Origin of the sequence: Bacillus sp. HMSC036E02 (assembly GCF_001836235.1) — a bacterium.
GTDB classification, from domain to species: Bacteria; Bacillota; Bacilli; order Bacillales; family Bacillaceae_G; genus Bacillus_A; species Bacillus_A cereus.
Genome location: NZ_KV827834.1, coordinates 93,452 through 109,322, shown reverse-complemented (window position 1 = coordinate 109,322; position 15,871 = coordinate 93,452). Strand labels below are relative to the sequence as shown.

The window sequence follows — 15,871 nt, the reverse complement described above, 5'->3', positions numbered from 1 at the left end:
ATTTTAATCCTATAAAAACGTTCTCTGTACTTTTTCCCAGAAAGAGTTGTTTTTTAATTTAACTGTTTTAATTTGTTTATCGCTTAAGCGTACAACAGCTTTTTCCACTTGTTTAATACTAAGCGCTTCGTTATCCATGCCGATAACAGGATAATCGTTACCGTCTGGTCTTAGTTTTAAAGTTAATGTACGTTCGTGATTTAAAATGAAAGGTGAACCGAGCGTACGGTAAGTGTTGTTGTTTAAAGATGCTAGTTCGCTTACTTGGAAACATGGGATAAGCGGGTCAACAACTGCACCATGCAATGATTTATTGTAAGCAGTACTTCCTGTTGGGGTAGAAACTACTAAACCGTCCCCTCTAAAAGTTTCGAAATATAAATCATCAACGTGAACATCTACAACGAATGTTTTAATAATGCTAGAACGTAATGAGAACTCATTTAAACAATGGAAAGATGTACTGCCATCTACATCTACCTGAATTGTTGGATATTTACGCACTTCAATTTCATTTTTTGTAATTTCTTGAAGGGCTGTATCAACGTGATCAATATGGAAATCGCAGTAGAAAGAAATTTCATCTTTCGTAGAAATCCCTGCGTATAAACAATCTTCTCTAAAACCAGTTTTACGAACGGCTTGTAAGAAGGTTGCATCATCTCCAACACTGACGATAGCGTTTGCATTTTTTGGATGATCTAATATGGTAAATCCATTCTCTTCTAAAATACGATAGATTGGTTTCATTTTTTCAACGAGCGTTGCTTTGTCATCACCATAAAAGAAAAATAAATTGCGACGATCTGCCATTATGTATCCCTCCACTGCAGTTAAATTTTCTGTTTTTCGTGCTACATATCATTAGAGTCCGTTCCCTGATGATATGTTCAAATAATATATTTCGATATAAATTGTCAAAATACCTTTTTATTTTTAGAAAAATTTTTATATTCAATCTTATAGAACCCTGTTTAATGATGAATAAAGTTGTCGATAATGGGTACGGAGTGAAAGGATGATACGTATGAAGTGGTTCGTAATTGGAATAATAATTCTTCTTCTTTTTATTTTGTTTATACTATTGTCGAAAATAAAGCTTAAGGTGACATTTTTATATTCAGAAATGGAAAAGCAATGTTTGCTTCAAGTGAAAATATGGATGATTCGATATACATTTGATGTGTTGGAAAGAATTGAAAAACAGCAGAAAAAGACAGGACAGAAAATCGAAAAAGCTGAAGAGGACGGCGGACTCGATAATAAAATTATGGCGCAACTTGACAGCATTGGTGAACTGATAAAAAAGCTTCAAGAAGTTCATACTATTGTTAAAGATTTTCTCAAACGAGTGAAAATCAATGGTTGGAAATGGCATACACAAATTGGAGCAGGCGACGCAGCTAGTACTGGAATTGTCACTGGATATGCATGGGGGACAAAAGGTATGGCTGCTGGAGTTGTCGGACAATATATGCATATTGTCGATGTACCAGAATTTGAAATTACTCCTGTTTTTCAAGGGAAAGGATTTGCGTCAAGATGTGAGTTAACAGCATCTTTTCGGATATTCCGCACTATAAAAACAGCGGTGAAATTGCTCATATTTATGAGGAAGCAAAGATCTGGTATGACAGAAAAATCTGTTCAAGCATAGGGGGGATATAGAATGGACCATCCAATTCAAGGTTTAATGACAACCGCAATGCAGCATTTAAAACAAATGACTGATGTAAATACCATTGTTGGTGACCCAATTAAAGCGGCAGATGGAAGTGTAATTCTTACTGTTTCGAAAGTAAGTTTTGGATTTGCTGCTGGTGGAAGTGAATTTGGTAAAGTAGAACATTCAGGCCGCCATCCATTTGGCGGGGGAAGTGGTGGAGGAGTTTCTATTAATCCTGTTGCCTTTCTTGTTATAAATGGAGATGGTGTGAAAGTATTGCACTTAGATAAACAAACACACGTCATCGATAAAATAATTGAATTAGCTCCACAAGCTGTTGATAAAGTGAAAGAAATGATGGATAAACGAAAAGAAGATGATCCTGAATTTCAAATTTAACGAATAAAGAAGCTAATCAATAGGTTAGCTTCTTTAATTTTTTTGTAAATAAAGCGATTTTATTTGCATTATCGATAGGGACAAACTATCATTTACATTGTACATATTTTGTTTAAATAAGGGAGGATTTTCAAGTGGCAAACGTAACTTTTAAAGGTAATCCAATGACTTTAGTTGGAACAGAAGTTAAAGTTGGCGATCAAGCGCCAAACTTCCAAGTATTAGCAAACGACTTATCTCCAGTAAGTTTAGAAACATACAAAGGCGAAGTGAAATTAATTAGTGTTGTACCTTCAATCGACACAGGTGTTTGTGATGCACAAACACGTCGTTTTAACCAAGATGCAGCAGGTATTGAAAACGCGAAAGTATTAACAATTAGCGCTGATTTACCATTCGCTCAAAAACGCTGGTGTGCAGCAAACGGTTTAGAAAATGTTGTAACACTTTCTGACCACCGTGACCTTTCATTCGGTGAAGCTTACGGCTTAGTAATGAAAGAGCTTCGTTTACTTGCTCGTGCAGTATTCGTAGTAGATAGCAACGACAAAGTAGTTTACGCAGAGTACGTAAGCGAAGGTACAAGCCATCCAAACTATGAAGCAGCATTAGAAGCAGCTAAATCTGCGAAGTAATGTGAAGGAAATGACCTCTTATAAAGAGGTCGTTTTTTCTCATATATTGCTCTGTAACGGCATCGATATATGAGAAAAAACGTTATATCATATATAACTTAAAAGGGAGCTCTTTACAGGAGGTCGCTTTTTCTTTTTGGAAAAAAACACTTTGTGGTATGATATAAGTTATGTGTAAAAGAGAGAAGGAGGAATGTACGTGAGTCAGACAGTAGAAACATTATTTTCTATTTTTGATTCTTCTGCGGTAGTTTTACGTAAAGAATTAGATGTAACATATTTAGAGGCGCTTGTAGAAACAGGTGATAACTTGTTTGAGGGAGCGATTTTACAAGAGGAATTATCCGAATCAGCAATTGAAAGGCTGAATCGTGAATATAGTACGTTTAATGAAGAAACATATAAAGGTGAAGAAATTCGTAAAGCATTTCAGTTAGCCATCTTAAAAGGAATGAAAGAAGGCGTACAAGCGAATCACGAAATGACACCTGATGCAGTTGGGATGTTCATGAGTTACTTATTCCATAAATTTATGCAAGGTCAAAATGAAATTACAGTTTTAGATCCTGCAATTGGAACAGGTAACTTAATGACTACAGTGTTTAATAGCGCTAAAGAAGGACTAACAATGAGTGGATTTGGTGTAGAAGTGGATGAAGTGCTAATTAAACTTGCTTTAGTAAATGCAAATTTACAAAAGCATGCAATCGAATTCTTCCATCAAGATGGACTAGCACCACTTTATATCGATCCAGTTGATGCAGTCGTTTCAGACTTGCCAGTTGGTTATTATCCAAACGAAATCGGTGCAAGTGAATATAAATTAAAAGCAGATGAAGGAATGTCATATGCCCATCACTTATTTATTGAACAAAGTGTGAAACATACGAAAGAGGGCGGGTACTTATTCTTCTTAGTACCAAACTTCATTTTTGAAAGTGACCAGGCACCAAAATTACATGCATTTATTAAAGAAACATGCTTTATTCAAGGGTTATTACAGCTTCCTGTTTCCATGTTTAAAAACGAGAAAAATGCAAAAAGTATATTTGTTCTCCAAAAGAAAGGCGCTAATGTAACAATGCCAAAACAGGCGTTATTAGTGGAGTTGCCTAAATTCTCTAACATGAAGGCGATGGAAGACATTATGGATCAATTAAATACTTGGTTTGCAACACATAAATAAAGCTAGGTATATGTAACAGCATTAGTGATTCATGTAGTACAGTTTTATATAATATGTCATATTTTTAAATATATACAAGATTTAACTGAATTTTTTTGAAATCTGTAATATATATTTTTTCTTGGTGTTACAATTTTTTCACTTGAAATATATGTCGGACGATGTTTAAATTAAAATCGTGAGTATAAAATTTGCTAATGATGAAACGTTTTCATATTTAGTGAATTTGATCAGATAAAATCGAGCGGTTTGTGGAAACATCCACACAACTACCAAGAGAAAAAGGGGCGAAAGACTAGATGTCAAAAATCATCGCGATTAACGCAGGAAGCTCTTCCTTAAAATTCCAATTATTTGAAATGCCAAGTGAAACAGTATTAACAAAAGGTTTAGTAGAACGTATCGGTTTAGAAGATAGTATCTTCACTATTACTGTAGATGGCGAAAAACAAAAAGAAATTACAAACATTCCAGATCACGCAGTAGCAGTTAATATGCTTCTAAAAAAATTAACTGAAAACGGAATCGTTAAATCTCTAGATGAGATTGGCGGTATCGGTCACCGTGTTGTTCACGGCGGCGAAAAATTTGCTGATTCTGTTTTAATTACTGATGAAGTATTAGCTGATATCGAAGAATTAAGCGATTTAGCACCACTTCATAACCCAGCAAACGTTGTTGGTATTAAAGCATTCCAAGAAGTATTACCAAACGTACCAGCAGTAGCAGTATTCGATACAGCATTCCACCAAACAATGCCGGAATCTGCATTCCTATACAGCTTACCATATGAGTACTATGAAAAATTCGGCATCCGTAAATACGGTTTCCACGGAACTTCTCATAAATATGTAACTGAGCGTGCGGCTGAATTATTAGGTCGTCCAATTGAAAGCTTAAGCTTACTTTCTTGTCACTTAGGTAACGGTGCAAGTATCGCAGCAGTAGAAGGCGGTAAATCTATTGATACTTCTATGGGCTTCACTCCACTTGCTGGTGTAACAATGGGTACACGTTCTGGTAACCTTGACCCTGCGTTAATTCCATACATCATGGAAAAAACAGGCCAAACAGTAGAAGAAGTAGTTAACGTATTAAACAAGAAGAGTGGTATGTTAGGTCTTACTGGTTACTCTAGTGACCTACGTGACATCATTGCGAAAGAAGAAGAAGGCGACCACCGTGCGAAAGTAGCACTTGATGTATTCGTAAGCCGTATCCACAAATACATCGGTTCTTACACTGCTCGTATGAAAGGTGTAGACGCAATCATCTTCACAGCTGGTGTAGGTGAAAACAGTGCGATTATTCGTGAGCGCGTATTAGAAGGCCTTGAGTACATGGGCGTATACTTCGATGCAAAACGTAATAACGTATTCGGTGAAGAAGCATTCATCAGCTTCCCACACTCTCCAGTAAAAATTATCGTAATTCCAACTGACGAAGAAGTTATGATTGCTCGTGACGTACTACGTCTTGGAGATATTGGTTAATATATGAAAAAAAAGACGAAATCCTATAGGATTTCGTCTTTTTTCTTTTGGATGTATTTTAAAACTCCATCCGGATATAATATTTTTTCTTTCTGAATGAATGCCGTAATAGGAATCCATTTCGCATATGTTACTGTTTCCTCATCTTGTATATTTAATATTTTCATTTCATATAGTGACGTGTCTAATAAACGCAAAGAATATAGTTGAATAATTTCATGACCAATGTCTCCATCTAGATGAAAGACATTTTCTAAACAACCTAAATAATTGGTGATTTCCACTTCTGTATGAAGCTCTTCCCTAAATTCACGAATAACGGTATGTGCTGATTGTTCACCAAGTTCAATTGAACCACCAAGAGGTCGGTAAAATGTTTCATCGGCTGAATGATATTCTTGTACGAGAAGACGCCCGTGATGTATAGCAATGCCAAAAGCCTTTGCACGTGGATACATATACAATCACTCCTTATTTTTTTGTATAAGGAAGATTATAATATGTTTTGTAGTAAAGGTGTCATGTATTTAAGAATGTGGTCTAATCGTAATTCCATCAAATAAGTCTTTCCAAAATGCTTCATTGTATTGGTATACATCCATAATAGGACATTTCATAACGCAAACACGTTGTAATCCCCAATCTTCTTGGGTGATAGTTGGTATATCGGCAGGAATTAGTAACAGGACAGAGAATGTATGTGTAACGATTTGAGATAAAATTTGTTCTAGGGAACATGCTTCTTCATATGTTCCTCCAGTTCGAATAAATAATATGGATTCTGCCGTTTCAATTGTAGCTAGAAAACGATTAATACGATGTTCATAGTTTAACTTAATTTCTGTATAAGAAGGCCAAGAAGTTGGTGTGTTTACATCTGTTTTAAAGTCATGACAGGAGTCAATTTCATAAAGGTTGTCCCTTAATCTTAATTTTGCATCATCATCCCAAAATGAGATGAAGGATAAATTTTCGAAATTTAAAAAGCGGTCAAATCGATTTTGTAATAATACATTCACTTTTTCTAATGAGGGGCTTAGCATAAAATCAATAACGCCAAAAAATGGTGATAATTCTAATTGATATAATGCCCAAGCAGGCCAGCAGTTTTGTCCTAAGCTGAATACCGCATTATATTCTTTTTTTATATCGGATAGATTCATGTGATTTATCTCATCCTTTTTGTTAATATTTTATGCCATTCAAAAATGGTATGTGAATAAAGATAGACAAGCATATTTGCAAAGAATAAGCAGAAATATGTTACAATAGAAAAAAATCGAACGAGGTGGTTGTTACGATGCGATCGAAGCGAGAACAAGCCATTTTAGACAATATAAAAGAATGGGAAGCGCAATTAGTTGAGCAAGAAGCGACCGATTTTCAAAAAGTGTTTGATAAATGGTTACATACTACAGTTGCGAAATTACCTGAGAAAAAGCGAAAAGAATTCTTCACGAAAGCAGATGGATGGCTCTTTCATTTGCATGCATTTATTCAAAGTTCACAAGCACAGTTAGATGCACGTAATCGGATTTTAGGAACATCAAGATTATTTGATGAATCGATTGAACAGCTTGAAGATTTGAAAGCATTATCTATTGATCAATTAACATACATAGCAGAGCAGCAAACAGCACGTCATCGTCTATATTCATTTGTACAAGGCGGGGCAACAGGTGCTGGAGGTTTATTATTATTAACGGCGGATTTTCCGGTTATGATCGCATTAAATGTGAAGGCAGTCCAACTTATTGCAACATCATTTGGACATGATGTGAACAAGCCGTATGAAATGATGCTTGCGTTAAAGGTGTTTCATGCGTCATTACTACCAGGAAGACTTCAGCAATACGCATGGTACAATTTATTGCAAGAGCTGGAGCAAGAAGATTCGTTCTTCTACGAAGGAGACGAAGCAGTGCTACAAACAGCTTCTACTGAGGTTGTGTTAAAACAAATTTTGAAGACATTTTCGATTTATGCTCTTCGTCGTAAATTATTCCAAGGTATACCGGTAATTGGAATGGCAATTGGATCTACAGTGAATTATCGTTTAACAAGAAACGTTACTGAATTTGCAAATAGATTTTATCAAGTGCGCCATATAGTCGAGAAAGAAAAAAGAGCATAAAAAAAGCGAGAGGCCGAAGCCTTTCGCTTTTTTAATTTGTTGCATGTTTTTTGGACATTGGAACAGATACTGGCTGTTTTTCTGCTGTTTTTTCTGTTTTTGGATAATAAATTAAATCCAATGTTTTTGCCTGTACGGCAATCGAAAGAATAGTAAAAGCAATTTCTGTCCAATTTAAATAATATAATGAAAGCGCAAGAACAATCGCGTCAAAGACGAAGAAAATTTGCCCAATTGTAAAACGAGTTCGTTTACTTAATACAATTGTTAAAATATCGTCTCCACCGGTTGCACCGCCAAATCGCAATATAAAACCGAGTCCAATACCAGCTAACGCACCGCCAACTACTGCAGCTATAAATAAGTTATTTGATAAATCTACCGTAAATGGAGAATAATTTTCCATAAAGGAATAAAATACTCCGAATGAAATTGAACCTAGGAATGAATAACCAACCATTTTTCTACCTAAAAATGAAGCGCACAGTAAAATAATTGGGATATCCATTAATACAGTTGAAATAGATGGTGAAATATCATAAAAGTTTTGAATGAATAGTGCAATTCCTACAAAGCCACCTTCTGTTAAGTGGTTTTGGAAGTGAATGTGATATAGCGCTGCTGCTAAAATAAATGAACCGATTAAAACCATAAAAATTTCTTTAATAATTTGCCGACTTTGGATGTTCCTCATCGTTATTCCTTCTTTCCGTAGTTAGTAGTCCTTTTTGTGTTGTAAACTAACTACGAGCTCACATGTAGCTTTCAGTTAGTTTACGAAAAAACTAACTACGCTATATGTCGCTGAAGAAATAACGAATAATCCTCTCGTCCATCAATTCTCCCTACCTTCGTTTTAGTTTAAGTCTTAAAACGACTAAACAAAACGTGGAGTAGGATTCGTCATTTAGCAATCCTGCTCTTCTTTGTTTTGTTTAGTTAGTAACAATTAAGTCCTAAACAAAACGCTATGTGTAAGAAGAGTCTTTTTTTTGCCAAATTATCCTTCGGGCAATCATAATTTCCCCACTCTCGTATTTTTTTCGCTAGACTAAAGTATCTGAGCTGAAAAATACGCTACGTGTATGATTCGTCAATACGATGCCACATGCTCCTTCGAGCGATCATGATATCAAAATCCCTTCCTTCAAGATTTATACTATTATATCATACTTTTAAAAAATGTATGCGGATGGAAACCGACAATAAACGGAGGGAATCTACAAAAAATGTTATGTTTAAATATTTTTGTAGAAAAGCCTAAGTTATTTCGGAGGATTGGACAGTTTGTAACGGTTTGTCCAATAAGTAAGAAAAAAAGGGTTTTATTCCGTTGTATTCTTTTCATCACTTTTATCTTTAAAAAACGCATCCCAACTAATCACACTTAAAAAAGTTAAAGCGATAATAACGAAAGCACGCATAAGCTGTAGACCTCCTTTTGTACATAGTATATGAATCATTAGATTCGGAATGTGTCATTTTTTTACAAGTCTTAACTATTATGAGAGTATATTAATATAGATAGATGAAGGGGAGAGTGAAGGTATGCTAAAAGGAATGTTCAAAAGAAAAGAATTAATATGTATTTCATGTCAGAAAAAAATTCAATATGAAGAAGAGCTTGTTGCTTTTGTAAAGTTGCCGAAAGAAAGAAGTATATTAGTTGGCCCTTTTGATGTGTGTTTGGCAAAAACAGCACAAGAGATATATTGTAAATCATGTTATGACAAAAAAGCATGACCCAAAGTAATTGAGGGGCATGCTTTTTTCATTGGTGTGCTTTCCCCTCAGATACATTTTGAGTGAGTCGATACCAAAGCCAAAGGTCATTAATGATGGAAGCAAGATCGGCAATTTCTGAATTTAGTTTACAAGAAACTTCGAAGTCTTCTTCGTTATATAAATAATGTTGTTTTGTATTAATATAGTGCTCAAGTTCTTTTATACGATCAGGAATTTTCCCGCGAACTTGTTCCCATTTTAGTAAAATAGCATGTTGCATTTTTTCGGGGATTTCTTCCCAGTCTTCTTGTAAATGCGGAATTTCAATTCCTAGATGTTCATCGTATAAGAAATACTTTTCCATAAGTTCACCCCCGTTTTCCTGCTTATATTGTACAGAAAAACAGAAAGAAGTTCGACGAAATTGTTTGAAAAAATTTGAAAATGACTCTTGATACATTTTGTGAAAGGTGGTAAAGTGTGAATTATTATAAAAGAAAATGAATATTTATTCTTTAGGGGGATGCAAAATGAAGAAGAAAAAAGTTGTATTAGCATATTCCGGAGGTCTTGATACTTCTGTTGCAATTAAATGGTTACAAGAGAAAAATTATGATATTATCGCGCTTTGTTTAGATTTAGGGGAAGGTAAAGACTTAGCATTTGTAAAAGAAAAGGCACTTTCAGTAGGTGCAATTAAATCATATATGATTGACGTTCAAGAAGAATTCGCGAATGAATATGCATTGATGGCGATGCAAGCACACACATTATACGAAGGAAAATACCCTCTTGTCTCTGCATTATCTCGTCCGCTTATTGCAAAGAAATTAGTAGAAATCGCAGAACAAGAAGGCGCAACTGCAGTTGCACACGGATGTACAGGAAAAGGAAATGACCAAGTTCGTTTTGAAGTTTCTATCCAAGCATTAAATCCTTACTTAGAAGTGATTGCGCCTGTACGTGAATGGAAATGGTCACGTGAAGAAGAAATTGCATATGCAAAAGAAAACGATGTACCAATTCCGATTAATTTAGATAGCCCGTTTTCAATCGATCAGAACTTATGGGGACGCAGCAACGAATGTGGAATTTTAGAAGATCCATGGGCAGCGCCGCCAGAAGATGCATATGAGATGACATTGGCGTTAGAAGATACACCGAATAAACCAGAGTTTGTAGAAATCGGATTTGAAGCAGGCGTACCGACTACTTTAAATGGCACTGCATATTCACTTGCAGAATTAATTAAAACGTTAAATGCGCTCGCTGGAAAACACGGCGTTGGACGTATTGATCACGTAGAAAATCGTCTTGTCGGTATTAAATCTCGTGAAGTATACGAATGCCCAGCAGCAATGACGTTAATCACTGCGCATAAAGAGTTGGAAGATTTAACACACGTAAAAGAAGTAGCACATTTTAAACCAGTGATTGAACAGAAAATAACAGAACTTATTTATAACGGTTTATGGTTCTCACCTTTAAAACAAGCGCTTCATGCATTTTTACAAGAAACGCAAAAGAATGTAACAGGTACAGTGCGTGTGAAATTATTTAAAGGTCATGCGATTGTAGAAGGACGTAAATCTGAGTACTCTTTATACGATGAAAAATTAGCAACATATACTGCCCAGGACGAATTTAATCATGATGCAGCAGTTGGATTCATTTCATTATTTGGTTTACCGACGAAAGTATACAGCCAAGTGAATCAAAAGAAGGTGGAAGCGTGAGCAAACTTTGGGGCGGACGTTTTACAGAAGAAGCGGAAGCATGGGTTGAAGAGTTTGGAGCATCCATCTCCTTCGATCAACAATTAGTAAATCAAGATATAAACGGGAGTATTGCACACGTCACGATGCTAGCAAAGCAGAGCATCGTGACGAAAGAAGAAGCAGAGAAAATAAAGGTAGGTCTTCAATATTTATTGAAAGAAGCAAAAGAGAATAAGCTACAATTTTCAGTAGAAGCAGAAGATATTCATTTAAATATCGAAAAGATGTTAATTGAACAAATTGGCGAAGTAGGAGGGAAACTTCATACAGGCCGAAGCCGTAACGATCAAGTGGCAACGGATATGCATTTGTATTTAAAAGAAAAGGTAGAACATATTATAAAAGCTACAAAGCAATTGCAAACTGTTCTTGTTCATCAAGCAGAAAATAATATTGAAACGATTATGCCTGGCTATACGCATTTGCAACGTGCCCAGCCGATTTCATTTGCTCATCATATTCTCGCTTATTTTTGGATGTTAGAGCGTGATGTAAATCGTTATGAAGATTCGTTAAAGCGTATTAATATCTCCCCATTAGGAGCAGGAGCGCTAGCTGGGACGACATTCCCGATTGACCGAGAATATAGTGCGGAGCTTCTTGGATTTAATGGAATATATGAAAATAGTTTAGATGCAGTAAGCGATCGTGATTTCATACTGGAGTTCCTAAGTAACTCATCTATGCTTATGATGCACTTATCGCGCTTTTGTGAAGAACTTATTTTATGGAGTAGCCAAGAGTTTCAATTTATTGAAATGAGCGATCAATACGCAACTGGAAGCAGCATTATGCCGCAAAAGAAAAACCCGGATATGGCAGAACTAATCCGTGGTAAAACAGGCAGAGTATACGGTAATTTATTCAGTTTACTTACAGTAATGAAAGGATTACCGCTCGCTTACAATAAAGACTTGCAAGAAGATAAAGAAGGAATGTTTGATACAGTAAAAACAGTAGAAGGATGCCTTCATATTATGGCGGGCATGCTTGAAACGATGACTGTAAACAAAGAAAAAATGGGGCAAGCTGTGACGCAAGATTTCTCCAACGCAACAGAAATTGCCGACTATTTAGCAAACAAAGGACTACCATTCCGTCAAGCTCATGAAATTGTTGGGAAGTTAGTGCTACATTGCACACAAAAAGGAATTTATTTATTAGATGTCCCGCTTGAAACATATCAAGAAATGAGCTCTTTATTTGAAGAAGATTTGTATGAAGTTCTTTCACCATATGCGGCTGTAAAGCGTCGTAATAGTGCGGGTGGAACAGGATTTGAACAAATCAAAAACGCTTTGGAGAAGGCGAAGGGGTTAGTTGGAGAGTTTGTTGGAAGTTGATTGATTTTATAGGGAAGAAGGTACGCTAATCTTGATGGAGAGAAGCTTACCTTCTTTTTTTATAGCCACAAATTAATCATACTTATGTCGATCTTCCGTAATTCGAATATACTCAATATCCATCAAATCTCTAAGTAATGCACCGTTACTTAGTTCAACGCCATGTTTCTCTTTAAAATGAGTACGAATCGTATCTAGCATTTCGAGTTCTTTCCCATTCACATCTAAAATAATACGTTCAGAATCATCCATGTTGCATCCTCCTTTTTTACACATATATATTTTGTCCGTCTATTTCTAAAAAATGTATGTTAACGTAATGTTAGGAAATAAGAAAGGGATGGAAAATGAGACGTATTTATTTTATAGGGTTAATTTTGTACACGCTAATTGTATTACACGTTGCATTCCCAAATATGTTTTCATTTGAGGATGTAGAAACAGTACACGTCGGGATACTTATCTTTATTCTATTTGTAGTAGACTGCTGTATTTCAATATGGTTTTCGAAAAGAAAATATGTACAAGATAAAAAAGAAATGGAACAAAAAAAGAGAAAACGTTCATTTTGGATGATGACGTACTGTTTGTCTTTAGTGCTTACTGCTGCTTTTTTTAGTGAACATATTCCATTAGAAAGATTAAATATTGGATTTGGAGCGTTCGTATTCGCATACTATTTTTTTATGCACTTTCTTCCTTATATGAAAGAAAAGCGAGGAGAAGAGGAAGACCCGCTTGTAGAAGAAGCGAGAGAACAAGAGCATAAGAGAATAGAAGGGGATATAAAGAAACTTGGAGAACAAAAATGGTATTTAAAATCAAAAATCATATATGTTCTTTACTTCATTACGCCGCCAATTGGCTATTTGTACGTCTTCTTACTTCGTAAAAAAATGACAGCAGATGCAAAGCAAACGTACTTAACGATCGCGACAATCATGATGGCGTTATGGTCTTTGAAGTTTCTTCCGCCTTATGTGTTGGCAATTACCGTTGTTGTCGTAGCATGTCTTGTGTTTATAGTGAAGTTTATAAAATGAAAAACACCAAGCCTATGTGGACTTGGTGTTTTATCTATAAATTAAAGCTCACCTTGCTCTTCATCACCACGAACAACAAGGACATCGCATTTCGCATAGCGAATAATATGTTCAGAGACGCTACCAATTAGGAAACGCTCAACAGCATTTAAACCAGTCGCGCCACACATAATTAAATCTACTTTATGGTTTGGAGCAATTTCTTTTGAAATTTTTGATTTAGGATTACCGAATTCTAATACAGTTTCAATTTTTTCAAGACCAGCTTCAAGCGCAGTTTTTTTGTAGTCTTCTAATAAGTCTTCTGCAAATAGATTTGCACGTTCCGCAATTGCACGGCTATAAGCTTCTACTGCTGAGTATGCTTTTACATCAACGATATGAGCAATTGTTAATGTTGCATTGTTGCGCTTTGCGACTTGAATTGCTTTTTTAAAGGCTTTTTCTGCTTCTTTAGAACCATCCACCGCGATTAAAATATTTGTATATGTATTATTCATAGTAAATTCCTCCCAATCTGTTTTATAACTGTTTACAACTTAATTATAAAACAAATTTTGGTAACGTGCTTGCCAGAAACGTTACAGAATTTTGAAAACTCTGTTTCAATTCATTTTAGTTGTAATTGGAGCGAGAACTTGTTACATATGAAGTATAGCAATTTAAAAGGGGGCAGTTTTGTGAGACATGCGCTCATTACAGCCGGTACGAAAGGTTTAGGAAAGCAAGTAACAGAAAAATTATTGGCTAAAGGCTATTCAGTAACAGTAACGTACCATAGCGATATCACGGCTATGGAAACGATGAAAGAAACATATAAAGATGTGGAAGAGCGTCTACAATTCGTGCAAGCGGATGTCACGAAAAAGGAAGATTTACATAAAATAGTAGAAAAAGCGATGAGCCGTTTTGGCAAAATTGACTTTTTAATTAATAATGCTGGTCCATATGTATTTGAACGAAAAAAGTTAGTTGATTATGAAGAAGATGAATGGAATGAAATGATTCAGGGAAATTTAACAGCGGTATTTCATTTATTAAAACTTGTCGTTCCGGTCATGAGAAAACAGAACTTTGGCCGTATTATTAATTACGGATTTCAAGGGGCGGATAGTGCACCGGGATGGATTTATCGTTCAGCTTTTGCCGCAGCGAAAGTAGGACTTGTTTCATTAACGAAAACAGTTGCTTATGAAGAAGCGGAGTATGGTATTACTGCGAACATGGTATGTCCTGGTGATATTATAGGCGAGATGAAAGAGGCAACTATTCAAGAAGCACGTCAGCTGAAAGAGCATAACACACCGATTGGTAGATCTGGAACAGGTGAAGATATTGCAAGAACCATTTCGTTTTTATGTGAGGACGATTCCGATATGATTACCGGTACAATTATTGAAGTGACTGGTGCAGTGGATGTTATTCATAGACATCGATAGAATAAAATAAGATGAAGTTTCGAATAATTGGACAGTTTATCCATTGTGCTGAGAGGTGCGGATAATACTGTCCTTTAATATAAAATTAAATCTATCGGAAAACTCGTGTTATTTTTTTGTCAAATATTGAGATATTATGTTAAAATATAAGAGCGTAGAAAGCGCTTTAAAAAATGATTCAGGGGTCATTTCATAACTCAAGGGGGAACTAATCATGCGTATCGGTATTCCAACAGAAATTAAAAACAATGAAAACCGTGTGGCAATGACGCCAGCGGGAGCAGTACATTTAGTACAAAATGGTCATGAAGTTTTTGTTCAAAAAGGAGCAGGTTTAGGATCTGGCTTTACGGATGAAGAATACGTACAAGCTGGTGCGAAACTTGTAGAAACTGCTGAAGAAGCATGGAATCAAGATATGGTTATGAAGGTAAAAGAGCCAGTAGCAAGTGAATACGGCTATTTCCGTGAAGGTTTAATTTTATTCACATACTTACACTTAGCTCCAGAACCAGAATTAACGAAAGCATTAATCGATAACAAAGTTGCATCAATCGCATATGAAACAGTACAATTAGACAATCGTTCTTTACCATTACTTGCACCTATGAGTGAAGTAGCTGGTCGTATGGCTGCACAAATCGGTGCACAATTCCTTGAGAAAAACAAAGGTGGTAAAGGTATTTTACTTGCAGGCGTTCCAGGGGTAAAACGCGGCAAAGTAACAATCATCGGCGGTGGTCAAGCTGGTACAAACGCAGCTAAGATTGCAGTAGGTTTAGGTGCAGATGTAACAATCATTGACTTAAGTGCAGAACGTCTTCGTCAATTAGATGATATTTTCGGTAACCAAGTAAAAACATTAATGTCTAATCCATATAACATTGCAGAAGCTGTTAAAGAATCTGACCTTGTTATTGGTGCAGTATTAATTCCAGGTGCAAAAGCGCCAAAACTTGTAACTGAAGAAATGATTCAATCAATGGAACCAGGTTCTGTCGTTGTAGATATCGCGATTGACCAAGGTGGT

19 protein-coding genes are annotated in these 15,871 nt (G+C 35.8%); 12 read left to right on the top strand and 7 right to left on the bottom strand.

The features are described from left to right. Positions 1–9 precede the first annotated feature (9 nt). On the bottom strand, positions 10–813 hold the full coding sequence (locus tag HMPREF2590_RS11265; RefSeq protein WP_000785177.1) for an NAD kinase: 804 nt from the start codon (positions 811–813) through the stop codon (positions 10–12). A 205-nt stretch (positions 814–1,018) separates the two neighbouring features. Between HMPREF2590_RS11265 and HMPREF2590_RS11260 the strand changes: the two genes are divergently transcribed. The 5 genes from HMPREF2590_RS11260 (at position 1,019) to ackA (ending at position 5,379) form a co-directional block, all read left to right on the top strand. Further along, positions 1,019–1,657 carry a DUF2953 domain-containing protein gene (locus HMPREF2590_RS11260; protein ID WP_002098024.1) on the top strand — a complete coding sequence of 213 codons (639 nt, stop codon included), beginning with the start codon at positions 1,019–1,021 and terminating at the stop codon, positions 1,655–1,657. Positions 1,658–1,669: 12 nt separating this feature from the next. Beyond that, on the top strand, positions 1,670–2,065 hold the full coding sequence (ytfJ, locus tag HMPREF2590_RS11255; protein ID WP_000350003.1) for a GerW family sporulation protein: 396 nt from the start codon (positions 1,670–1,672) through the stop codon (positions 2,063–2,065). A 134-nt stretch (positions 2,066–2,199) separates the two neighbouring features. Continuing rightward, a complete protein-coding gene (tpx, locus tag HMPREF2590_RS11250; protein ID WP_000024525.1) occupies positions 2,200–2,700 on the top strand; it encodes a thiol peroxidase in 501 nt (166 codons plus the stop codon). A gap of 199 nt (positions 2,701–2,899) precedes the next feature. Beyond that, positions 2,900–3,886 (top strand): class I SAM-dependent methyltransferase, encoded by a 987-nt coding sequence (locus HMPREF2590_RS11245; protein WP_000084367.1) that lies wholly within the window; start codon positions 2,900–2,902, stop codon positions 3,884–3,886. A gap of 299 nt (positions 3,887–4,185) precedes the next feature. Beyond that, positions 4,186–5,379: an acetate kinase gene (gene ackA / locus HMPREF2590_RS11240; protein ID WP_000034575.1), complete on the top strand. Its 1,194-nt coding sequence runs from the start codon at positions 4,186–4,188 to the stop codon at positions 5,377–5,379. 23 nt (positions 5,380–5,402) lie between these two features. Here ackA and HMPREF2590_RS11235 read toward each other — a convergent pair whose 3' ends face one another. Further along, positions 5,403–5,837: an NUDIX hydrolase gene (locus HMPREF2590_RS11235; protein ID WP_000283470.1), complete on the bottom strand. Its 435-nt coding sequence runs from the start codon at positions 5,835–5,837 to the stop codon at positions 5,403–5,405. A 69-nt stretch (positions 5,838–5,906) separates the two neighbouring features. After that, entirely contained in the window at positions 5,907–6,542 is a 636-nt protein-coding gene (locus HMPREF2590_RS11230; protein ID WP_001053732.1) for a DUF1796 family putative cysteine peptidase, read from the bottom strand. A 137-nt stretch (positions 6,543–6,679) separates the two neighbouring features. Between HMPREF2590_RS11230 and HMPREF2590_RS11225 the strand changes: the two genes are divergently transcribed. Next, positions 6,680–7,513 carry an EcsC family protein gene (locus HMPREF2590_RS11225; RefSeq protein ID WP_001256853.1) on the top strand — a complete coding sequence of 278 codons (834 nt, stop codon included), beginning with the start codon at positions 6,680–6,682 and terminating at the stop codon, positions 7,511–7,513. A 31-nt stretch (positions 7,514–7,544) separates the two neighbouring features. On the opposite strand, the gene HMPREF2590_RS11220 is transcribed toward HMPREF2590_RS11225, so the two are convergent. After that, entirely contained in the window at positions 7,545–8,207 is a 663-nt protein-coding gene (locus tag HMPREF2590_RS11220) for a YitT family protein (protein WP_001244515.1), read from the bottom strand. Between the two features lie 854 nt (positions 8,208–9,061). Between HMPREF2590_RS11220 and HMPREF2590_RS11215 the strand changes: the two genes are divergently transcribed. Next, positions 9,062–9,256: a hypothetical protein gene (locus tag HMPREF2590_RS11215; protein WP_000911985.1), complete on the top strand. Its 195-nt coding sequence runs from the start codon at positions 9,062–9,064 to the stop codon at positions 9,254–9,256. 28 nt (positions 9,257–9,284) lie between these two features. On the opposite strand, the gene HMPREF2590_RS11210 is transcribed toward HMPREF2590_RS11215, so the two are convergent. Then, the gene (locus HMPREF2590_RS11210; protein WP_000417219.1) at positions 9,285–9,602 is read right to left on the bottom strand and encodes a hypothetical protein; all 318 of its coding nucleotides are present in this window, start codon (positions 9,600–9,602) and stop codon (positions 9,285–9,287) included. Between the two features lie 166 nt (positions 9,603–9,768). Here HMPREF2590_RS11210 and HMPREF2590_RS11205 point away from each other — a divergent pair, with 166 nt between their 5' ends. After that, positions 9,769–10,974, top strand: a complete 1,206-nt coding sequence (locus tag HMPREF2590_RS11205) for an argininosuccinate synthase (RefSeq protein WP_000727588.1) — start codon at positions 9,769–9,771, stop codon at positions 10,972–10,974. Beyond that, on the top strand, positions 10,971–12,359 hold the full coding sequence (gene argH, locus HMPREF2590_RS11200; protein WP_000041289.1) for an argininosuccinate lyase: 1,389 nt from the start codon (positions 10,971–10,973) through the stop codon (positions 12,357–12,359). Before HMPREF2590_RS11205 ends, argH begins: the two co-directional genes overlap by 4 nt. Positions 12,360–12,431: 72 nt before the next feature. Here argH and HMPREF2590_RS11195 read toward each other — a convergent pair whose 3' ends face one another. Further along, positions 12,432–12,611: a hypothetical protein gene (locus tag HMPREF2590_RS11195; protein WP_000342765.1), complete on the bottom strand. Its 180-nt coding sequence runs from the start codon at positions 12,609–12,611 to the stop codon at positions 12,432–12,434. A 95-nt stretch (positions 12,612–12,706) separates the two neighbouring features. On the opposite strand from HMPREF2590_RS11195, the gene HMPREF2590_RS11190 reads away from it, so the two are divergent. Further along, the gene (locus HMPREF2590_RS11190; protein ID WP_001252909.1) at positions 12,707–13,402 is read left to right on the top strand and encodes a hypothetical protein; all 696 of its coding nucleotides are present in this window, start codon (positions 12,707–12,709) and stop codon (positions 13,400–13,402) included. A 41-nt stretch (positions 13,403–13,443) separates the two neighbouring features. On the opposite strand, the gene HMPREF2590_RS11185 is transcribed toward HMPREF2590_RS11190, so the two are convergent. After that, the gene (locus tag HMPREF2590_RS11185; RefSeq protein WP_001066673.1) at positions 13,444–13,902 is read right to left on the bottom strand and encodes a universal stress protein; all 459 of its coding nucleotides are present in this window, start codon (positions 13,900–13,902) and stop codon (positions 13,444–13,446) included. Positions 13,903–14,049: 147 nt separating this feature from the next. Here HMPREF2590_RS11185 and HMPREF2590_RS11180 point away from each other — a divergent pair, with 147 nt between their 5' ends. Together HMPREF2590_RS11180 and ald are read left to right on the top strand one after the other, a co-directional pair. Beyond that, positions 14,050–14,841, top strand: coding sequence for an SDR family oxidoreductase (locus tag HMPREF2590_RS11180; RefSeq protein ID WP_002005829.1), 792 nt, complete (start codon positions 14,050–14,052; stop codon positions 14,839–14,841). 214 nt (positions 14,842–15,055) lie between these two features. After that, positions 15,056–15,871: alanine dehydrogenase (gene ald / locus HMPREF2590_RS11175; RefSeq protein ID WP_070861399.1), on the top strand; the 816-nt coding region annotated here is incomplete at its 3' end.